The organism is Enterobacter cloacae complex sp. 2024EL-00214 (assembly GCF_043945575.1).
Taxonomy (GTDB): domain Bacteria; phylum Pseudomonadota; class Gammaproteobacteria; order Enterobacterales; family Enterobacteriaceae; genus Enterobacter; species Enterobacter cloacae_P.
In genome coordinates, this window is record NZ_JBIMRC010000018.1 from 1 (window position 1) to 19,360 (window position 19,360).

Below are 19,360 nucleotides of genomic sequence, written 5' to 3' on the forward strand. Positions count from 1 at the left end.
GGTGGCGTATATTACGCTTTCCTCTTTCAGAGTCAACCCGTTATTTCAGAATTTTTCTCTTCAACCGACCGGGTTGTTTGTGAAGTGATTCACATCCGCCGTGTCGATGGAGGCGCATTATAGGGAGTTCTCGTGCCGCTGCAACTGCTAAATGACAGAAAAATGACTGACTGCTGCATTCCCCAGCAAAACCCCGCCTTATACCCTTTTACACACAGACTTATCCACAGACAGCTCAGAGATCCCTGAGCGAACCGACGAACTGAGGGGGAAAATCAACTATAATGGCGGAAAACATTCCCCCCAGCAGGCCACCCTATGATCACACAACGTCTCGTCCGTGACTGGCGCATCCCAACCGCTGGACTAATGGTTCTGACGCTCCTCTTTGCCGGTTTTACGCTACATACGCACTGGAGCGCCTTTATCCAGTGGTGCCTTGCCACACAAATCACCCTGCACCGCTATCTGGTGATGTACCTGCTACAGCTGAACAACCACCAGTACAGCGGAGGATTATGGCTATTAACCGGAGCCTTCCTTTATGGCGTCCTTCACGCCGTCGGGCCGGGGCATGGCAAATTCATTGTCACCACGTATCTGAGTACAAATAAAGAAAGCGAAATTGCCGCTCGTGTCGTGCCCTTTCTTGGCAGCCTGATGCAGGGAGTCAGCGCCATTCTCTTTGTCTTTATTCTGGCAGTGGGTTTTAACCTCGCATCAGGAGATATCAGCGTGAGTCGCTGGTATGTAGAGAAGATAAGCGCAGTGCTAATTGGTGCCTTCGGTGCATTTATCATTTATCAGACGCTGAAAAGCTTAAAACCGCGCAAGAGGGCTATCCGTTCACTCTCCCCTCTGCATCAGCATGATGAACACTGTGGTTGCGGACATCACGGTGTAGGAACAGACCTGACAACCGGCGACTGGAAAACTCGTCTGGGGGTGATTCTGGCAATTGGCGCGCGCCCGTGCAGCGGGGCAATCATGATCCTGATGTTCTCGAACGCACTGGGCATCGTCACCTGGGGAATTGCCGCAGTAATGACCATGTCACTGGGAACGGCACTCTCTATTATGGGGTTATCGCTGGCAGTACGTTACGCCCGTGAACGCACCGTAGCCTGGTTTGGGGGAGGATCGTCTCTGAGCTGGCTAGTACCGGCGTGCAAAATAGCTGGCGGGATTGTGTTGATCCTGTTCGCCACTCTTTTGTTCCTGACGGTGATCCCCATCAGCGCCAACGGTGACTATATCGCCGCCGGATGCTAATAAAAGAAAACCCGCCAGCGGCGGGTTTTCTTTTATTACTCACTAATTCGCGGATGCTGATCCACCAGTCGCGAACGCTTTTTCTGCAGCTCTTCAATCTCTGCGTCAATATTTTCAATCTTCTGCTCTACATTATCGTAGTGCTCGCGCAGGATCTCCTTCGCTTCCTGGATATCAGATGCCGCAGGCGTTGCCCCCTTCAGAGGACGGTTCGCAGTCTCCTTCATGGTAACGCCAGTAATCAAACCAATCACCGCAATCACCATCAGGTAATAAGCGGGCATCATCAGGTTCTGCGTGCTTTCCACCAGTGAGGCGGCAAGCGTCGGCGTCAGACCGGCAATCAGAACAGAGATATTAAAGGCAGCCGCCAGTGCGCTATAGCGAATGTGTGTCGGGAACATCGCGGGCAACGTAGACGCCATTACCCCGATAAAACAGTTGAGGATCACCGCCAGCATCAGCAGGCCGGCAAAAATCAGGCTCAACATATCACTGTTAATCAGCATAAACGCCGGGATCGCCAGCGCAAACAGCGCAACACTCCCCAGAATGATGAATGGTCGACGGCCAAAGCGGTCACTCAGCAACCCCATTATTGGCTGTACAAACAACATGCCCACCATAATGGCGATAATAATCAACACACCGTGATCTTCCGGGTAGTGCAAGTTATGCGACAAATAGCTTGGCATATAGGTCAACAGCATGTAGTAGGTCACGTTGGTGGAAATCACCAGACCAGTACAGGTCAACAGGCTACGCCAGTGTTTGGTTGCGATCTCCCTGAACGACACTTTTGGGCCATCCTGCAGTCCTTCACGGTCGCCCTGCTCCATCTTATCAACGTGCTGCTGGAACGCCGGAGTCTCTTCCAGCGCATGGCGCAGGTAAAGACCAATGATGCCCAGCGGAAGCGCTATGAAGAACGGAATACGCCAGCCCCATTCAAGGAAGTTCTCTTCACCGACTACAGTCGAAATCAGAACCACAACGCCCGCGCCCATGACAAACCCGGCAATCGAGCCGAAGTCCAGCCAGCTTCCCATAAAGCCGCGCTTACGGTCCGGGGAATACTCCGCGACGAAGATCGACGCACCGGTATACTCACCCCCGACGGAAAAGCCCTGCGCCATCTTACAGAGCAGCAGCAGAATCGGTGCCCAGATGCCGATGGAGGCATAGGACGGTATCAGGCCGATACAGAACGTACTGATCGACATAATGACAATGGTGATGGCAAGGATCTTCTGACGACCGTATTTATCGCCGAGCATGCCGAAGAAAAGACCACCTAACGGGCGGATCAGGAAGGGAACAGAGAAGGTCCCCAGCGCTGCAATCATCTGCAGGCTTGGGTCGGCACCAGGGAAGAACACTTTACCAAGTGCGTAGGCAACAAATCCGTAGACACCAAAATCGAACCATTCCATCGCATTACCGAGCGAGGCGGCGGTGATCGCTTTACGCAATTTAGCGTCATCGATAATGGTGACATCGCGAAGCGTGATGGGTTTTATCTTTTTCCTTTTAAGCATTGCTATCCTCGTAGATTGAGCCCAGTCTGCACCACAGACAACGTGCGATCTGCAAGGGCAGGGCTTCACCTCTTTCAAGCGTAGCAGGTTTACTTACATTGACGTTTCACGCCTATACAACCGAACCTGTTGACGCCTGCCTGGGCAGTTAATGACCTTTATTACCCTACCAGCGTTTATATTTGTGATCAACTTCACACATATTTTCCCGGTTTGTCATCTGATTTCAGCATTTGTCAATTACGACGAATACGCACTTTCTCAAACACCTCTATTATCCTTTGCATAGCAAAAAACAAACTGCGTACCCTCCCGCCATATCAGCATCAATTTTAATTATCACATACCGGTTACTTTGCTTTCGGCGGATATTCAAAAGCAATAATAAAAATTATGTTTCATTTTAATTAAATTAAAACTCCAATAAAAAAAACAGGCACAACCCCCCTGGTGTTTTGCACACATTTCAGGATGCCTGCTTATTTACTTTTATTGTATGGAGAGCAAATACATCGGCTTTGATACCGTGTAACACATTGGATTAATTGATTAATCCACTTGTTCTCACAGAAGAAGGGTCACCCACCAAAAATCTCTTCGACCATTGCATCCACCAGCCGTTTTGCCGAACAGAGTCTTGGCATTCCCAGAGCCACTGTTTGCCAGTTCTGTGTCACCGACCAGCTCACCGGATGTTTATCTGCCTGGCACCAGTCACCCAACCAGCCCAGCATATCTTTATGATCCATTAATCCCGGTGCAGTTGGTGTCGCCAGCCATTGATGATAGAAATGTCGGGTAGCGGGAGAGGCGTTAATTCCCTGAGCAAGATAGTTTGCCGCCATGCTACGCAGATTATCCTTGAGCATAGCCGCCACATCGTCATTCGCCAGGCGGCATGCATCGCCAAACGCGCCCCAGCGTAACTCCTCCAGCGCAATATAACAGCGCCCGGCCAGCGACCAGCCATCATAATTCCCGGCTCGCCAGCGGGTAAAAATCTGTTCACTGTGTTCGCCCGCCTGCACCGTCAACCCGCGTTGGGTAAGTGCCTTTTCTTTATACGTCGCACGCTGTCTGAAATGCGAAGAAAGCTCGGCATACTGATGAAGCAGCCCTGGCGATTGCTGCACACGCTGGTTAGCCTGCTGACGCAGCGCAATCAGTTTATCGGCCATGCGGGTCAGCGCGAGGTGGCCCGGGTCAAGCATACTGGCCAGTTTTTCCGCCAGCCCCAGACGCAATGCCGCATTTTCGTTGAGCATTCCCGCCATTGACCAGGGCCGCAGCCGGGTGTGCGTCATGATCTCCTGAGTCAAACGCTCACGAAACTGTAACTGTTGCGGCCCCAGGTGGGTATGACGCACCGCGTCCACCCCCTGAACCAGATCGACCATAAATTTAGGATAAATGCACTCCAGCGTCCGCCCGGGACCATCCAGTAGCTGTGTTGTCATGGTTGCTCTGCCGCGAATAGAGTTTGAATGTCATCGCGTAACAGTCGGGTATCTTCCTGAATCCACGTCGCAGTCGTGAGACTTTGCTTCAACAGTTGGCTGAGCGCTCGGGTCGAATGCTCATTCTGCTGACGCACTGCGAGGCTATCACGCAAACTTTCCTGTAACCCCGTCAGGCATAACGAAAATTCCGCAAAGAACGTTGCCATGCCCGCCGTAACAGAGACATCGACCTGCGCAGCCAAAGCTTTACAGATTTGTTCACAAAACTGATCAATATGCTGCGTAAATTTGTCATGTAGCTGTGCAACATCGATAACGTATCGTGTGCGCGTTTCCACATAATCTTCCCAGCCCCAGCCAGGATTATTCAGCCAACGAGAAACCGTTTCACGCATACTTCCCGCACCCGATGGCTGGCCCGTCGGGCGGTTGTCCATCGCGATGGCATCATTAAACAGCCCACGCGTGTTGAAGTTAAGCTGGTTAGCCTGAAACGCCGGGAAGCTAATACGCGCCCGAAAACCAGCGTGACTAAGCTGTTCTTTGATACTCGCCTCAATCGGTCGCATGGCCTCATTCAGCGAACGCGCCAGCGTAGACTCCAGTTGATCGAAACGTAACGCCAGCTCCCGGCTGATTTTGCTCTGTGCATCCAGCATGATCAGCTCGCAGGAAGAGCGGATTTTACTCAGCGCAATCTGTGCCTGCCCCTCATCCTCCAGAACCAGTTGGTTCATCTCTTCCGGCTCGTCGCGGCGAAGATTCAGCGGATCGATACCGGCTAAATCAAGGATATTGTGACGGCTAAAGACATGACCGATCGCCTGCTTAAGCGCACTTTTCTGCAGCGCCATAAAGTCATCCGTGGCACTCAGCGCCTGCCCGACCTCGTGCTTCACTTCATCGCTGGCCACACGCTGACGCATCTGCAGCAGCGACATATCCTCTTCAATCCGCGTGATATTAAGCTCCAGCTCCTCAAAGGCCACCGTCAGCCCCTGATAGCGAAAATCGAGATACTCCCTGGCATTTTGCGCATAGTTAAGGAGCTTATGCGACGCCGAACGCAGAGCAAATAACGACGCATTGGCATAGGCGGCATAAATCAGTTTGCGGATAGGTTGCTCAAATAGCGAATCTTCCCAGAGCAGATCGGCGGCATGACGAATATGGTCGATATTGTCCAAATCTGCTGAACGCCAGCGTCGTCCCAGTGCCGCTTCGGCAAAATCCTGTACCCAGCGCTGTTCCTGGTGATCCGGCAGCCGCCCATTGTTGACCATCTCATAGCGGGCACGGTTCGCCAGATACGCCCACATCGACGAAACAGGGTAAATCTGCCCCGGCGAAATATTCCCTTTCATTAAGGTGCCGGAAATCATCGCCCTGACCTGTTCCTCATCGTCGCTGTTGCGATCTTTCTGGTCGAACTTATTCACCAGGGCATACAACGGCACCGATTTTCCCGCTGCCGAAATCGCCTGGCGGACTTCCTCATCAGAAATGGATTTCAGCTGGGTGTAATCCATCACCGCCAGCACCGCCGATGCGCGAGCCAGCTGCTCACTGAGCATTTTTTGCAGATGCGGCTGTCCGGCTTCATTTGGCCCCGGCGTATCGAGCAACGTCAGTTGTCCAAGATGGGCACCCAGACCCGCGAGATGCACAAACTCCACCTCAATCACCGGGATGTGTTCGATAGCCGCATACTCTGAGAACGGGAACTCGACGCCCAATGCCAGGGAAAGCCGCACCAGGTCATTCAGACTTTTCAGACAATGAAATATCGGCTGCGCACCCAGGTGATGCTTTTCAAAAGCCTCACCTTTTTCAATGCTCTCCAGCAACGTATTCATGTCTTTATCAATTTCCAGGCGCAGCGCCAGCTTGCCGCGATCGTAATCGCAGAGCTTTTGCTGTAACCGCTGGATTAACTCATCAATCGGCGAGACATGAGAGAAATGTAGCACCGGCTCCTTCTGGCCCGGCGTATGGCGGATCAGCGTAGGGAGTGCCGTCATCGGGCGATTGCGGTTCGGCAACACTTCCGTACCCACAATCGCATTAATGGTGGTCGATTTTCCCGCTTTCATCGTGCCAACAATCGCCAGCACCATTTCCAGACGGGTTATTTTCCGTAATTCATTATTCAGCATCGCCTGCTGTGCTTCGACACCACGCGCGCTAAAATGCAAAGGCAAGACGTTGTTCTTTTCACCCGTCATAGCGGCTGCCGTGTTGTCCAGCATCGCAATCGGCATTGATTTCAACGTATCAAGATTCTGCAAGGCAAGCTGTAGCAAACGCTCAGCTTCCTGGCTTAATTCAAAAATAGTCTGTGTGTGCATGATAAAAGCCTTTCCTTAACGCAAATTTATTACTTTTATTAAGCCACCTGGTTTTAATTATGCTGTTTCGGCTTATATGATCACGTGTGGAAAACATGTTTGCTGAAATATAACTGATTGATGGCAATCAGAAATAATTCATCATCCTTGCATGGTGTGTAAAACTCTCCTTCTGACAGATAGCCAAAAGATAAAAAGCGTAGCCCATTTTTAGGAAACTTCAGGATATATCGTCATTATTTACCCACCTAAAAAGAGAGGTAATTCACCACCGTCATAAGATATGTATGACGATGAAGACCGTGGATAAATAACAACGTGGTGCTTCACCTTATCCGAAATGGAGGAACGTAGCAATTTGCTGCAATAAAATATTCAATATATTTAGCGCCAATTCTTTCCACCGTGTTAATGACGTAAGCATCGCTTAACTGACTGACAGAAAGTGTCACTCCCAACACGCTTTCCACACTTTTTTATTAAACAATATCACCGACAAAACTGTGGATTTGCGTTATACTTGCCACCTTTTTCGGCACTCTGCCGCCATTTAGCTGGCACTTTCCAGCGTGTTAAGCACTTTTTGAGGATACCCCTATGTCACTCCCACACTGCCCGAAATGCAATTCTGAATACACCTATGAAGATAATGGCATGTTCATCTGCCCGGAATGCGCTCACGAATGGAATGATGCAGAACCGTCTCAGGATAGTGATGCACTTGTCGTTAAAGATGCTAACGGTAATCTGCTGGCTGATGGCGACAGCGTTACCGTGATTAAAGACCTGAAGGTTAAAGGCAGCTCTTCTATGCTGAAAATCGGCACCAGGGTGAAAAATATCCGTCTGGTTGAAGGCGATCATAATATCGATTGCAAAATTGACGGTTTTGGCCCGATGAAACTGAAATCTGAGTTCGTGAAAAAGAACTGATTTTTTAAGTCTCCAGGCTGGATAAACACAGTTTATCCGGCAAAAACGCCCGGTGGTGCTTCGCTTACCGGGCGTATGAGCACTACACTTAACGGGCTTCTCTTACCTGAGGTAATGATTATGCCGTTAAGTCCCTATATCTCTTTCGCCGGCAACTGTGCAGAGGCAAGCGCCTTCTATCAGCACGCTGTCGGCGCAGAGCTTCTTTATAAAATCACCTTCGGCGAAATGCCAAAAAGCGATAACAGTGCAGAAGGCTGTCCCTCTGGCATGCAGTTCCCGGATTCCGCTATCGCTCACTCCAATGTCCGCATCGCTGGCAGCGATATCATGATGAGCGATGGGCTGCCCCCCGGCAGCAAAGCACAGTATGCCGGGTTCACCCTGGTACTCGACACCGAGGATGTCGCTGAGGGTAAGCGCTGGTTCGATAACCTTGCCGCTGGCGGTATCATCGAAATGGCCTGGCAGGAGACCTTCTGGGCACACGGTTTCGGTAAAGTTATCGATAAATACGGCGTGCCGTGGATGATTAATGTCCTTAAACCGCACTAACCTGCTGGCGGTGGGCAGTCTGCCTCCGCCTGTCATCAAATTCCGCTCAACTCTTCAAATTCCCGCAACCGGGACTTAACCAAAATGTCATATTGATGCGCCAGCATGAGGCCACATTTATCGTGAGGCCCAGCACATGCAAACCGTCATTCGCGTCGAGAAACTGAGCAAGACCTTCCACCACAATAAGGCTCTGCACACCGTTGATCTGACTGTCCAGCAGGGTGAAATGGTCGCTCTGCTGGGGCCATCCGGTTCCGGTAAATCCACCCTTCTGCGTCATTTAAGCGGCCTTCTCACCTGCGATAAAACACCGGAAAGCCACGTCGAGTTGCTGGGTAACACCGTACAGCGTGCTGGCCGTCTGGCGAGTAATATCCGCAAAAGCCGCGCCCAGACGGGATATATCTTCCAGCAGTTCAACCTGGTGAATCGCCTGACAGTACTGGAAAACGTGCTGATCGGCGCGCTCGGCAGCACCCCGTTCTGGCGCACCTGCCTGCGCTGGTTCTCTCCTTCCCAGAAGCAAGAAGCCTTGCAGGCGCTAACCCGCGTAGGTATGGCGCACTTTGCCCATCAGCGTGTCTCCACCCTGTCTGGTGGACAACAGCAACGCGTGGCCATTGCTCGCGCGCTAATGCAGAAAGCGAAAATCATTCTGGCTGACGAACCTATCGCCTCACTGGATCCGGAATCAGCCCGCATCGTGATGGAAACCCTGCGTGACATTAACCAGAACGATGGCATCACCGTGGTGGTGACGCTGCATCAGGTGGATTACGCCCTGCGCTACTGCGAACGCATCGTCGCGCTGCGTCAGGGACATGTGTTCTTTGATGGTGCAAGCCATCAGTTTGATAACGAACGTTTTGACCATCTCTACCGCAGCATTAACCGCGTCGAAGAGAACGCGCAGGCTGCTTAACGTCCCCACTACGAGGAATGGAAATGAGCTATAAAACGGTTGCCGCGCTGGCCTTTACCAGCATGTTCAGCATCAGCACCCTGTTAAGCCCTGCACACGCAGAGGAGCAGGAAAAAGCGTTGAACTTTGGCATTATTTCGACGGAATCACAGCAGAACCTGAAGCCTCAGTGGGAACCCTTCCTGAAAGATATGGAAACCAAACTGGGGATCAAAGTGAACGCCTTCTTCGCCCCGGACTATGCGGGCATTATCCAGGGGATGCGCTTTAACAAAGTGGACATCGCCTGGTACGGCAACCTCTCCGCAATGGAAGCGGTGGATCGCGCGAACGGCCAGGTCTTTGCACAGACCGTTGCAGCGGATGGCTCCCCGGGTTACTGGAGCGTGCTGATCGTCAACAAAGACAGCCCGATCAACAACCTCAACGATATGCTCGCCAAACGCAAAGATCTGACCTTTGGTAACGGCGACCCGAACTCCACTTCTGGCTTCCTCGTCCCTGGCTACTACGTCTTCGCGAAGAACAACGCCTCCGCCAGCGACTTCAAACGCACCGTTAACGCCAGCCACGAAACCAACGCTCTGGCCGTGGCGAACAAGCAGGTGGATGTTGCCACCAACAACACTGAAAACCTCGACAAGCTGAAGACTTCAGCGCCGGACAAGCTGAAAGAGCTGAAGGTTATCTGGAAATCTCCGCTGATCCCGGGCGACCCGATTGTGTGGCGTAAAAACCTCTCCGAAAGCACCAAGGACAAGGTGTACGACTTCTTCATGAACTACGGCAAAACGCCGGAAGAGAAGGCGGTTCTGGCGAAGCTGGGCTGGGCTCCATTCCGCGCATCCAGCGACCTGCAGCTGGTGCCAATTCGCCAGCTGGCGCTGTTTAAAGAGATGCAGGGCGTGAAGGACAACAAAGGTCTGAAGGACGCAGAGAAGACCAGCAAAGTGTCTGAGATTCAGGCGAAGCTGGAAGATCTTGACCGTCTGACCGCCGCGCTCGGTGCGATGACCAGCGTGAATAAAGCAGTGCAGTAACTCAGGTTCCCTCTCCCTTGAGGGAGAGGGTTAGGGTGAGGGGGAAATGCGCACGCTGATGCCCTCACCCCGGCCCTCTCCCACAGGGAGAGGGAGAACAGATAAAGGAACACACATGCAAACCATCACTGTCCCACCGCCGAAGCGCAGCTGGTTCTCGCTATTAAGCTGGGCCATCCTGCTGGCGGTACTTGTTATCTCCTGGAAGGGTGCAGAAATGGATCCGCTGCTGCTCTTCAAAGATTCCGGCAACATGGCGACCTTCGCCGCCGATTTCTTCCCGCCAGACTTCAGCCAGTGGCAGGACTACCTTGGCGAAATGGCAACCACCCTGCAAATCGCCGTCTGGGGCACCGCCCTTGCCGTCATTCTCTCCATTCCGTTTGGTCTGATGAGCGCCGAAAACATCGTGCCGTGGTGGATTTACCAGCCGATGCGCCGCCTGATGGACGCCTGCCGGGCCATCAACGAAATGGTGTTTGCGATGCTGTTTGTGGTCGCCGTTGGCCTTGGTCCCTTCGCGGGCGTAATGGCACTGTTCATTCACACCACCGGCGTGCTCTCCAAGCTGCTTTCTGAGGCGGTCGAAGCCATCGAGCCCGGACCGGTCGAAGGTATTCGCGCCACCGGTGCCAACAAAATCGAAGAGATCCTCTACGGCGTACTGCCGCAGGTGATGCCACTGCTGATCTCCTACTCACTGTACCGCTTTGAGTCCAACGTCCGCTCCGCCACCGTTGTTGGCATGGTCGGCGCAGGCGGTATTGGCGTCACCCTGTGGGAAGCCATTCGCGGTTTCCAGTTCCAGCAAACCTGCGCCCTGATGGTGCTCATCATCATTACCGTCAGCCTGCTGGATTTCCTCTCTCAACGTTTGCGTAAGCACTTCATCTGAGATAGCGAGGCTTTGATTGATATGCACTTATCCAGACATCCGACCAGTTACCCAACCCGCTGGCAAGAGATTGCAGCCAGACTCGAGGTGGAACTGCGCACGCATTACCGTTGCGGAGATTACCTGCCTGCCGAACAACAGCTTGCCGACCGCTATGAAGTGAACCGCCACACCCTGCGTCGCGCCATTGATCAGCTGGTCGAACGCGGCTGGGTGCAGCGCCGTCAGGGTATTGGCGTGCTGGTGCTGATGCGCCCGTTCGATTATCCGCTCAATGCACAGGCACGCTTTAGCCAGAATCTGCTTGATCAGGGCAGCCACCCCACCAGCGAAAAACTGCTGTCGGTGCTGCGCCCGGCCTCCAGTCACGTGGCAGATGCAATGGGTATTCAGGAGGGTGACAACGTCATCCACCTGCGTACCCTGCGCCGGGTCAACGGTGTGGCAGTGTGTCAGATAGACCACTACTTCGCCGACCTGACGCTCTGGCCGGTGCTGCAAAACTTCTCCAGCGGTTCGCTGCATGACTTCCTGCGTGACGCCACGGGCATTGCGCTCAAACGCACCCAGACGCGCATCAGCGCCCGCCGCGCGCAGGCCAAAGAGAGCAACGTGCTGGAGATCCCCAACATGGCTCCGCTGCTCTGCGTGCGCACCCTTAACCACCGTGACGGTGAGATCAACGCGACGGAATACTCCGTCAGCCTGACCCGCGCCGACATGATTGAATTCACTATGGAGCACTGAATGCACTTCGACACCTCCACACGTCAGCGCTGGATGCGCGTGCTCGCTCACAGCCAGCCAGCCGCACTCTCTGGCCGTATGAACGCACTCAGCCTGATACCCGATTACGAAACCCTCCGCGCACCGGAAATTGGCCTGGTGCAAATCCAGGCACGCATGGGCGGCACGGGCGAGCGCTTCTTCGCCGGTGACGCCACATTAACACGCGCCGTGATCCGCCTGAGTAGCGGCACGCTGGGTTACAGCTACGTGCTAGGGCGCGATAAACAACACGCCGAGCGCTGTGCTGTGGTCGACGCCCTGTTGCAGGAACAATCCCATTTCCAGACCCTGATGGAAACCCTCATTGCCCCGCTGGAAGCTGACCGCGCTGCCCGTATTGCCGCACGTCAGGCCGAAGTGAACACCAGCCGGGTCGACTTCTTTACGCTCGTTCGCGGAGACAACGCATGACGCTTCAACCTGCTTTTACCCTGGCCGTCCAGGATGCCCAACAGAGTTTCCGTCGCCTGCTGAAAGCCATGAGCGAGCCAGGTGTGATCGTCTCGCTGCATCAGCTCTCCCAGGGCTGGCTGCCGCTGAACCTCGCCACCACCAGCGTGCTGCTGACTCTGGCCGACAACGACACCCCGGTGTGGCTCTCAGGCGCACTGTCGAATGATATCGCCAGCCAGAACCTGCGTTTTCATACCAACGCCCCACTGGTTGAACAGCCCCGGCAGGCGGTATTTGCCGTGGCCGACGAACAAATCAGCCACGAGCAGCTCAACGCCCTGAGCGAAGGCACGGCTGTCGCCCCGGAAACCAGCGCCACGCTGATTTTGCAGGTATCCAGCCTGAGCGGTGGTCGCATGCTGCGCCTGACGGGTGCGGGTATCGCCGACGAGCGCATGGTCGCACCACAGCTACCGGAGTGCATCATTCATGAACTGACTGAACGCCCGCACCCGTTCCCGCTCGGTATCGACCTGATCCTGACCTGCGGCGAACGCCTGCTGGCTATTCCGCGAACCACCCATGTGGAGGTGTGTTGATGTACGTTGCCGTCAAAGGGGGCGAGAAGGCGATTGCCGCCGCCCACAGGTTGCAGGAGCACAGACGACGGGGCGATGACCAGCTTCCCGAGCTGAGCGTCGTCCAGATTGAGCAGCAATTAAATCTGGCCGTCGACCGGGTGATGACCGAAGGAGGCATCGCCGATCGCGAGCTGGCGGCGCTGGCGCTGAAGCAGGCCAGCGGCGATAACGTCGAAGCTATCTTCCTGCTGCGTGCCTACCGCACGACGCTTGCCAGACTGGCAGTGAGCGAACCGGTGAATACGGCTGAAATGCGTCTGGAACGCCGCATCTCCGCGGTGTACAAAGATCTCCCCGGCGGCCAGCTGCTTGGCCCCACCTACGACTATACCCATCGTCTGCTGGACTTCACCCTGCTGGCAAACGGTGAAACGTCGTCACTCACCGCCTCCGACGCCGCCCAGGAACCGTCCCCGCACGTCTTTAGCCTGCTGGCGAAACAGGGGCTGGCGAAAGCGGAAGAGGACTCAGGTGCTCAGCCTGATGACATCACCCGCACCCCACCGGTCTATCCGTGCTCACGCTCTTCACGCCTGCAACAGCTGATGCGTGGCGATGAGGGCTACCTGCTGGCGCTGGCCTACTCCACCCAGCGTGGCTACGGGCGCAATCACCCGTTTGCGGCAGAAATTCGCAGCGGCTCTATCGATGTCGAAATTGTGCCGGAAGAGCTAGGTTTTGCGGTAAACGTCGGCGAACTGCTGATGACCGAGTGCGAAATGGTCAACGGTTTTGTCGCACCCGAAGAGAGCGATCCGCACTTCACCCGCGGCTACGGGCTGGTGTTCGGCCTTGGCGAACGCAAAGCGATGGCGATGGCGCTGGTTGACCGCGCCCTGCAGGCACCGGACTACGGCGAGCATATCTCCGGCCCGGCGCAGGACGAAGAGTTTGTGCTGGCTCATGCGGATAACGTTGAAGCCGCAGGTTTTGTCTCGCACCTCAAACTGCCGCACTACGTCGATTTCCAGGCCGAACTGGAACTGCTGAAACGCCTGCAACGGGAGCGCACCCATGGCTAACTTAAGCGGCTACAACTTTGCTTATCTGGATGAGCAAACCAAACGCATGATCCGTCGCGCCATCCTGAAGGCGGTCGCCATTCCGGGCTACCAGGTACCGTTCGGTGGCCGTGAAATGCCGATGCCTTACGGCTGGGGTACGGGTGGTATTCAGCTCACCGCCAGCGTGATTGGCGAAGCAGACGTGCTGAAGGTCATCGACCAGGGCGCTGATGACACCACCAACGCGGTGTCGATCCGCAACTTCTTTACGCGCGTGACGGGCGTCAACACCACTGAAAAAACCGAAGACGCAACGCTGATCCAGACCCGCCACCGCATTCCGGAAACGCCGCTCACCGAAGATCAGATTTTGATTTTCCAGGTGCCGATCCCGGAGCCACTGCGCTTTATCGAGCCACGCGAAACCGAAACCCGCACCATGCACGCGCTGGAAGAGTACGGCGTGATGCAGGTGAAACTGTACGAGGATATCGCCCGCTTCGGCCATATCGCCACCACTTACGCCTACCCGGTGAAGGTCAACGGTCGCTACGTGATGGACCCATCGCCGATCCCAAAATTCGATAACCCGAAGATGGACATGATGCCCGCCCTGCAGCTGTTTGGGGCCGGGCGCGAAAAGCGCATCTATGCCGTACCGCCTTACACCCGCGTGGAGAGTCTCGATTTCGATGATCATCCGTTTACGGTGCAGGAGTGGGACGAACCGTGTGCCATCTGCGGCTCGAAGCACAGCTATCTGGATGAAGTGGTGCTGGATGACACGGGCAAACGGATGTTTGTCTGCTCCGACACCGATTACTGCCGCCAACAGAGCGAGGCGAACGGCCAATGAAACCGCTGCTTTCGGTCAACAATCTGACCCATCTTTATGCGCCTGGCAAAGGCTTCAGCGACGTCTCGTTCGAGCTGTGGCCCGGCGAAGTGCTCGGGATTGTCGGCGAGTCCGGTTCCGGCAAAACCACCCTGCTGAAGTCTATCTCCGCGCGCCTGACGCCGCACAACGGTGACATTTTATATGAAGGCCAGTCGCTGTATGGCATGAGTGAAGCCGAGCGCCGCCGCCTGCTGCGCACCGAGTGGGGCGTGGTACATCAGCACCCGATGGACGGCCTGCGCCGCCAGGTTTCTGCGGGGGGCAACATCGGCGAGCGGCTGATGGCGACCGGCGCACGTCACTACGGCAATATTCGCGCCACCGCGCAGCACTGGCTTGAAGAGGTGGAGATCCCCGCCTCACGCATCGACGACCTGCCAACCACCTTTTCCGGTGGCATGCAGCAGCGCCTGCAGATCGCCCGCAACCTGGTCACCCATCCGAAGCTGGTGTTTATGGATGAACCCACTGGAGGGCTGGATGTGTCCGTTCAGGCGCGCCTGCTCGATCTCCTGCGCGGTCTGGTGGTAGAGCTGAACCTCGCGGTGGTGATTGTCACCCACGATCTGGGCGTTGCGCGCCTGCTGGCAGACCGCCTGCTGGTCATGAAGCAGGGTCAGGTGGTGGAAAGTGGGCTAACCGACCGCGTGCTCGACGACCCACACCATCCGTACACCCAACTGCTGGTGTCATCGGTATTGCAGAACTAAGAGGCCAACATGATCCGCGTAGAAAACGTGAGTAAAACCTTTGTGCTCCACCAGCAAAACGGTGTGCGCCTGCCGGTACTGCAAAATGCCTCTCTGGAGGTCAGCAATGGCGAATGTGTGGTGCTACACGGCCACTCCGGCAGCGGAAAATCAACATTGTTGCGCTCCCTGTACGCCAACTATCTGCCGGATGAAGGCCATATTCATATTCGCCACAATGATGAGTGGGTGGATCTGGTGCAAGCCCCGGCACGCAAGGTGCTGGAAGTCCGCCGTTCAACGATCGGCTGGGTGAGCCAGTTTCTGCGGGTGATCCCCAGGATCTCCGCGCTGGACGTTGTGATGCAGCCGCTACTGGATCTGGGAGTGCCGCGTGAAACCTGCGCCGCCAAAGCTGCGGGCCTGCTGACGCGCCTCAACGTGCCGGAACGCCTGTGGCATCTCGCCCCTTCTACTTTTTCCGGTGGTGAACAGCAGCGCGTGAACATTGCACGTGGGTTTATCGTCGATTACCCAATTTTACTGCTCGATGAACCTACCGCCTCGCTGGACAGCAAGAACAGTGCAGCAGTGGTTGAACTGATCGAACAGGCCAAAGCACGCGGCGCGGCGATCGTGGGGATCTTCCACGACGAAACCGTGCGTTCGCGCGTGGCAGACAGACTGCACCCGATGGGGACCAACGCATGATTATCAATAACGTAAAACTGGTGCTGGAAAATGAGGTGGTGGACGGCTCGATTGAGATCCAGGATGGCGTGATCCGTGCGTTTGCCGAAACCCAGAGCCGCTCACCCGAAGCGATGGACGGCGAAGGCGGCTGGCTACTGCCAGGGCTTATCGAGCTGCATACCGATAATCTGGATAAATTTTTCACCCCGCGCCCGAAGGTAGACTGGCCCGCCCATTCGGCAATGAGCAGCCACGACGCGCTGATGGTTGCCAGCGGCATCACCACCGTACTGGACGCGGTGGCGATTGGTGATGTGCGAGACGGTGGCGATCGTCTGGAAAACCTGGAAAAGATGATCAACGCCGTGGAAGAGACGCAAAAGCGCGGCCTCAACCGCGCCGAGCACCGCCTGCATCTGCGCTGCGAACTGCCGCACCACACTACCCTGCCGCTGTTTGAAAAACTGGTTGGCCGCGAGCCGGTCTCACTGGTGTCGCTGATGGATCACTCTCCGGGGCAGCGCCAGTTCGCCAATATTGAGAAGTATCGTGAATACTATCAGGGCAAATATTCCCTTTCTGATGAAGAGATGGCCCGTTATGAAGAAGAGCAACTCGCACTGGCAGCGCAGTGGTCGCAACCAAACCGCCTCTCCATTGCCGCCCTGTGCCGGGATCGCAATATCGCGCTAGCCAGCCATGACGACGCCACACACGATCATGTGCTCGAATCTCATCAGCTTGGCAGCGTGATCGCCGAATTTCCCACCACATTCGAAGCAGCGGAAACCTCACGCAAACACGGCATGAACGTGCTGATGGGCGCACCGAATATCGTGCGCGGCGGCTCGCACTCCGGCAACGTGGCGGCAAGCCAGCTCGCATCACTCGGCCTGCTGGATATTCTCTCCTCCGACTACTACCCCGCCAGCCTGCTGGACGCGGCCTTCCGGGTAGCAGATGACGAACACAACCCCTTCACGCTACCGCAGGCGATCCGTCTGGTGACGAAAAACCCGGCAACGGCACTCAATCTTCACGATCGCGGTGAAATTGCCGAAGGTAAACGGGCGGATCTGGTGCTGGCCCACCGTAAAGGCGAGCACATCCATATCGACCACGTCTGGCGTCAGGGAAAAAGGGTGTTTTGATGGGAAGACTCATCTGGTTAATGGGGCCATCAGGTTCCGGCAAGGACAGCCTGCTGTCGGCATTACGCCAGCGGGAGCATTCGCAGCTGCTGGTTGCACACCGCTACATTACCCGCGCGGCGAACGCCGGGAGTGAAAACCATATTGCCCTGAGCGAGCAGGAGTTTTTTACCCGCGCCGGGCAAAATCTGCTGGCGCTGAGCTGGCACGCCAACGGTTATTACTACGGCATCGGCATTGAGATCGACCTGTGGCTGCACGCGGGTTTTGACGTGCTGGTCAACGGCTCACGGGCGCACCTTCAACAGGCTCGCGCCCGCTATGAAGCGGCGCTGCTGCCGGTCTGTCTGCAGGTGTCACCGGATATCCTGCGTAGCCGGTTGCAAAGCCGGGGACGCGAATCGGCTCGCGAGATAGACCAGCGGCTGGAACGTGCGGCGCGCTATACCCCATCGCAATGCCATATCCTCAATAACGACGGAAGTTTGCTACAGTCAGTCGATAACTTTTTATCGCTTATCCGTCAGAAGGAGAAACAACATGCCTGACTGCCAGCTTCGCCCCGCCACCGCCGTTGACGCGCAGATCGTCTATGCCCTGATCTGCGAGCTTAAGCAGGCTGAGTTCGATAACCAGGCATTTCACGCCGGGTTTCTTGCCAATCTTCAGGATCACAGCATGCACTATCAGCTGGCTGAACTGGACGGGCAGGTCGTCGGCATGATTGGCCTGCATATGCAGTTTCATCTGCACCATGCCCGATGGATCGGTGAGATCCAGGAACTGGTGGTGATGCCACAGGCGCGCGGGTTAAAAGTGGGGAGCCAGTTGCTGGCCTGGGCGGAAGACGTGGCACGCCTGGCGGGGGCAGAGCTGACGGAGCTATCCACCAGCGTCAGGCGTGTAGACGCCCACCGTTTCTATGTTCGTGAAGGGTATACGCAGAGCCATTTTCGATTCACCAAGCCGCTGTAGAGGTGTGCGATGAGTCTGACTATCACATTAACCGGCACCGGTGGTGCCCAACTGGTGCCGGTATTTGGCTGCGATTGCGCGGCGTGCCGCCGGGCACGTTTGCAGGAAGAATATCGCCGCCGCCCCTGCAGTGCGGTGGTCAAATTCAACGATGCGGTCACGTTGCTGGACGCGGGCATTCCGCACCTGATGGACGACTGGCCCGCGGGCAGTTTCCGGCAGTTTTTGCTCACCCACTATCATATGGATCACGTTCAGGGGCTATTCCCCCTGCGCTGGGGTGTGGGGGCAACCATTCCGGTATACGGCCCGCCGGACGAAGCGGGCTGCGATGACTTATTCAAACATCCGGGGCTTCTGGATTTTAGCCACACGCAAGAGCCATTTGTGGTGTTTGAGCTACAGGGGCTACGGGTCACACCGCTGCCGCTGAACCATTCGAAACCCACGTTCGGCTATCTGCTGGAATCTTCCCACAGCCGTGTGGCGTGGCTTTCTGATACCGCTGGCCTGCCGGAGAAAACGATGAAGTTTCTGCTCAACAACCCACCACAGGCAATGATTATTGACTGCAGCCATGAGCCACGAGCGGAGACACCGCGTAATCATTGTGATTTAAATACGGTCATTGCGTTAAACGAGGTGATTGGCTGCCCGCAGGTGATCCTGACCCATATCAGCCATCAGTTTGACGTGTGGATGATGGATAATTCACTGCCGGACGGGTTTGAAGCAGGGTATGACGGCATGGTGTTAGTGCTGGATTAGGTTTTCTCCCTCTCCTGTGGGAGAGGGCTGGAGGACAACAGGCCGCACTTATCCCCGATCGTAATCATCTTCCAGGCGCCGCTCATCCTCTTCTAACCGACGCCGATCGTCATCCAGCTGGCGCTGACGCTCATCTAAACGCTGACGTCGGTCTTCAAGCTGTCTGCGACGGTCATCGTACCGTCGATTGTCGGACTGACTACTGCGACTGTAACCGTCATTGCCATCATCGTTGCTGCGACTGCTGCTGGGGTTATAGGCATCGTTGATCGCCTGCTGAATGTTACCAATAGCATCATCAACAATATCGGCATGAGCCAGCTGGCTGGTTAATGACAGCAGACCAAATAACAGGGCGGTAGAGCAACGTTTCATAAGGCCAGACTCGCAGGT

Annotated in this window: 21 protein-coding genes; 17 read left to right on the plus strand and 4 right to left on the minus strand. The window is 55.4% G+C overall.

Features of this window, described 5'->3' with window-relative positions; translation table 11 throughout:
* Positions 1-318 precede the first annotated feature (318 nt).
* On the plus strand, positions 319-1,272 hold the full coding sequence (locus tag ACHHZ6_RS18160) for a nickel/cobalt transporter (RefSeq protein WP_182919280.1): 954 nt from the start codon (positions 319-321) through the stop codon (positions 1,270-1,272).
* A 35-nt stretch (positions 1,273-1,307) separates the two neighbouring features.
* On the opposite strand, the gene proP is transcribed toward ACHHZ6_RS18160, so the two are convergent.
* From proP to crfC, 3 genes are all read right to left on the minus strand, one after another.
* Positions 1,308-2,810, minus strand: coding sequence for a glycine betaine/L-proline transporter ProP (gene proP, locus ACHHZ6_RS18165; protein ID WP_182273452.1), 1,503 nt, complete (start codon positions 2,808-2,810; stop codon positions 1,308-1,310).
* Between the two features lie 578 nt (positions 2,811-3,388).
* Positions 3,389-4,267 (minus strand): diguanylate cyclase regulator RdcB family protein, encoded by an 879-nt coding sequence (locus ACHHZ6_RS18170; protein ID WP_182273451.1) that lies wholly within the window; start codon positions 4,265-4,267, stop codon positions 3,389-3,391.
* On the minus strand, positions 4,264-6,618 hold the full coding sequence (gene crfC / locus ACHHZ6_RS18175) for a clamp-binding protein CrfC (protein ID WP_395122829.1): 2,355 nt from the start codon (positions 6,616-6,618) through the stop codon (positions 4,264-4,266). The genes ACHHZ6_RS18170 and crfC overlap by 4 nt, the downstream gene beginning before the upstream one ends.
* A 597-nt stretch (positions 6,619-7,215) precedes the next feature.
* Between crfC and ACHHZ6_RS18180 the strand changes: the two genes are divergently transcribed.
* The 16 genes from ACHHZ6_RS18180 to phnP all read left to right on the plus strand — a co-directional run bounded on the left by ACHHZ6_RS18180 (position 7,216) and on the right by phnP (position 18,967).
* The gene (locus ACHHZ6_RS18180; RefSeq protein WP_182919279.1) at positions 7,216-7,551 is read left to right on the plus strand and encodes a zinc ribbon domain-containing protein YjdM; all 336 of its coding nucleotides are present in this window, start codon (positions 7,216-7,218) and stop codon (positions 7,549-7,551) included.
* A 120-nt stretch (positions 7,552-7,671) separates the two neighbouring features.
* Positions 7,672-8,106, plus strand: a complete 435-nt coding sequence (gene yjdN, locus ACHHZ6_RS18185) for a VOC family metalloprotein YjdN (protein ID WP_182273448.1) — start codon at positions 7,672-7,674, stop codon at positions 8,104-8,106.
* A 136-nt stretch (positions 8,107-8,242) separates the two neighbouring features.
* Entirely contained in the window at positions 8,243-9,031 is a 789-nt protein-coding gene (phnC, locus tag ACHHZ6_RS18190; protein ID WP_182273447.1) for a phosphonate ABC transporter ATP-binding protein, read from the plus strand.
* A gap of 23 nt (positions 9,032-9,054) precedes the next feature.
* Positions 9,055-10,071, plus strand: coding sequence for a phosphonate ABC transporter substrate-binding protein (gene phnD / locus ACHHZ6_RS18195; RefSeq protein WP_196390712.1), 1,017 nt, complete (start codon positions 9,055-9,057; stop codon positions 10,069-10,071).
* A gap of 115 nt (positions 10,072-10,186) precedes the next feature.
* The gene (gene phnE, locus ACHHZ6_RS18200) at positions 10,187-10,966 is read left to right on the plus strand and encodes a phosphonate ABC transporter, permease protein PhnE (RefSeq protein ID WP_182273445.1); all 780 of its coding nucleotides are present in this window, start codon (positions 10,187-10,189) and stop codon (positions 10,964-10,966) included.
* 21 nt (positions 10,967-10,987) lie between these two features.
* Positions 10,988-11,713, plus strand: a complete 726-nt coding sequence (gene phnF / locus ACHHZ6_RS18205) for a phosphonate metabolism transcriptional regulator PhnF (RefSeq protein ID WP_182919277.1) — start codon at positions 10,988-10,990, stop codon at positions 11,711-11,713.
* Positions 11,714-12,166, plus strand: coding sequence for a phosphonate C-P lyase system protein PhnG (gene phnG / locus ACHHZ6_RS18210; RefSeq protein WP_395122830.1), 453 nt, complete (start codon positions 11,714-11,716; stop codon positions 12,164-12,166).
* A complete protein-coding gene (gene phnH / locus ACHHZ6_RS18215) occupies positions 12,163-12,747 on the plus strand; it encodes a phosphonate C-P lyase system protein PhnH (protein WP_182273442.1) in 585 nt (194 codons plus the stop codon). The genes phnG and phnH overlap by 4 nt, the downstream gene beginning before the upstream one ends.
* Positions 12,747-13,811 carry a carbon-phosphorus lyase complex subunit PhnI gene (locus tag ACHHZ6_RS18220; RefSeq protein WP_395122831.1) on the plus strand — a complete coding sequence of 355 codons (1,065 nt, stop codon included), beginning with the start codon at positions 12,747-12,749 and terminating at the stop codon, positions 13,809-13,811. The genes phnH and ACHHZ6_RS18220 overlap by 1 nt, the downstream gene beginning before the upstream one ends.
* Complete coding sequence (gene phnJ / locus ACHHZ6_RS18225) at positions 13,804-14,649, plus strand: alpha-D-ribose 1-methylphosphonate 5-phosphate C-P-lyase PhnJ (RefSeq protein ID WP_182273440.1); 846 nt, start codon at positions 13,804-13,806, stop codon at positions 14,647-14,649. Before ACHHZ6_RS18220 ends, phnJ begins: the two co-directional genes overlap by 8 nt.
* Entirely contained in the window at positions 14,646-15,401 is a 756-nt protein-coding gene (gene phnK, locus ACHHZ6_RS18230; RefSeq protein ID WP_182273439.1) for a phosphonate C-P lyase system protein PhnK, read from the plus strand. The genes phnJ and phnK overlap by 4 nt, the downstream gene beginning before the upstream one ends.
* 9 nt (positions 15,402-15,410) lie before the next feature.
* Positions 15,411-16,091, plus strand: a complete 681-nt coding sequence (gene phnL / locus ACHHZ6_RS18235) for a phosphonate C-P lyase system protein PhnL (RefSeq protein WP_395122832.1) — start codon at positions 15,411-15,413, stop codon at positions 16,089-16,091.
* A complete protein-coding gene (phnM, locus tag ACHHZ6_RS18240) occupies positions 16,088-17,224 on the plus strand; it encodes an alpha-D-ribose 1-methylphosphonate 5-triphosphate diphosphatase (protein ID WP_395122833.1) in 1,137 nt (378 codons plus the stop codon). The genes phnL and phnM overlap by 4 nt, the downstream gene beginning before the upstream one ends.
* Positions 17,221-17,772 carry a ribose 1,5-bisphosphokinase gene (phnN, locus tag ACHHZ6_RS18245; RefSeq protein ID WP_182919273.1) on the plus strand — a complete coding sequence of 184 codons (552 nt, stop codon included), beginning with the start codon at positions 17,221-17,223 and terminating at the stop codon, positions 17,770-17,772. The genes phnM and phnN overlap by 4 nt, the downstream gene beginning before the upstream one ends.
* Entirely contained in the window at positions 17,765-18,199 is a 435-nt protein-coding gene (phnO, locus tag ACHHZ6_RS18250) for an aminoalkylphosphonate N-acetyltransferase (RefSeq protein WP_182919272.1), read from the plus strand. The genes phnN and phnO overlap by 8 nt, the downstream gene beginning before the upstream one ends.
* 9 nt (positions 18,200-18,208) lie before the next feature.
* Entirely contained in the window at positions 18,209-18,967 is a 759-nt protein-coding gene (gene phnP / locus ACHHZ6_RS18255; RefSeq protein WP_395122834.1) for a phosphonate metabolism protein PhnP, read from the plus strand.
* A gap of 48 nt (positions 18,968-19,015) precedes the next feature.
* Here the strand turns inward: phnP and yjdP are convergent, their stop codons facing one another.
* A complete protein-coding gene (yjdP, locus tag ACHHZ6_RS18260) occupies positions 19,016-19,342 on the minus strand; it encodes a DDRRRQL repeat protein YjdP (RefSeq protein ID WP_182273433.1) in 327 nt (108 codons plus the stop codon).
* Between the last annotated feature and the right edge of the window lie 18 nt (positions 19,343-19,360).

Excerpts from the sequence above, each read along its gene's own strand:
- phnL (WP_395122832.1), top strand. The coding sequence starts at position 15,411 with ATGATCCGCGTAGAAAACGTGAGTAAAACCTTTGTGCTCCACCAGCAA.
- phnK (WP_182273439.1), top strand. The coding sequence starts at position 14,646 with ATGAAACCGCTGCTTTCGGTCAACAATCTGACCCATCTTTATGCGCCT.
- phnE (WP_182273445.1), top strand. The coding sequence starts at position 10,187 with ATGCAAACCATCACTGTCCCACCGCCGAAGCGCAGCTGGTTCTCGCTA.
- phnO (WP_182919272.1), top strand. The coding sequence starts at position 17,765 with ATGCCTGACTGCCAGCTTCGCCCCGCCACCGCCGTTGACGCGCAGATC.
- phnP (WP_395122834.1), top strand. The coding sequence starts at position 18,209 with ATGAGTCTGACTATCACATTAACCGGCACCGGTGGTGCCCAACTGGTG.
- ACHHZ6_RS18180 (WP_182919279.1), top strand. The coding sequence starts at position 7,216 with ATGTCACTCCCACACTGCCCGAAATGCAATTCTGAATACACCTATGAA.
- phnJ (WP_182273440.1), top strand. The coding sequence starts at position 13,804 with ATGGCTAACTTAAGCGGCTACAACTTTGCTTATCTGGATGAGCAAACC.
- phnD (WP_196390712.1), top strand. The coding sequence starts at position 9,055 with ATGAGCTATAAAACGGTTGCCGCGCTGGCCTTTACCAGCATGTTCAGC.
- yjdP (WP_182273433.1), bottom strand. The coding sequence starts at position 19,342 with ATGAAACGTTGCTCTACCGCCCTGTTATTTGGTCTGCTGTCATTAACC.
- phnM (WP_395122833.1), top strand. The coding sequence starts at position 16,088 with ATGATTATCAATAACGTAAAACTGGTGCTGGAAAATGAGGTGGTGGAC.
- ACHHZ6_RS18160 (WP_182919280.1), top strand. The coding sequence starts at position 319 with ATGATCACACAACGTCTCGTCCGTGACTGGCGCATCCCAACCGCTGGA.
- crfC (WP_395122829.1), bottom strand. The coding sequence starts at position 6,618 with ATGCACACACAGACTATTTTTGAATTAAGCCAGGAAGCTGAGCGTTTG.
- proP (WP_182273452.1), bottom strand. The coding sequence starts at position 2,810 with ATGCTTAAAAGGAAAAAGATAAAACCCATCACGCTTCGCGATGTCACC.
- phnF (WP_182919277.1), top strand. The coding sequence starts at position 10,988 with ATGCACTTATCCAGACATCCGACCAGTTACCCAACCCGCTGGCAAGAG.
- ACHHZ6_RS18170 (WP_182273451.1), bottom strand. The coding sequence starts at position 4,267 with ATGACAACACAGCTACTGGATGGTCCCGGGCGGACGCTGGAGTGCATT.
- phnC (WP_182273447.1), top strand. The coding sequence starts at position 8,243 with ATGCAAACCGTCATTCGCGTCGAGAAACTGAGCAAGACCTTCCACCAC.
- phnG (WP_395122830.1), top strand. The coding sequence starts at position 11,714 with ATGCACTTCGACACCTCCACACGTCAGCGCTGGATGCGCGTGCTCGCT.
- ACHHZ6_RS18220 (WP_395122831.1), top strand. The coding sequence starts at position 12,747 with ATGTACGTTGCCGTCAAAGGGGGCGAGAAGGCGATTGCCGCCGCCCAC.
- yjdN (WP_182273448.1), top strand. The coding sequence starts at position 7,672 with ATGCCGTTAAGTCCCTATATCTCTTTCGCCGGCAACTGTGCAGAGGCA.
- phnH (WP_182273442.1), top strand. The coding sequence starts at position 12,163 with ATGACGCTTCAACCTGCTTTTACCCTGGCCGTCCAGGATGCCCAACAG.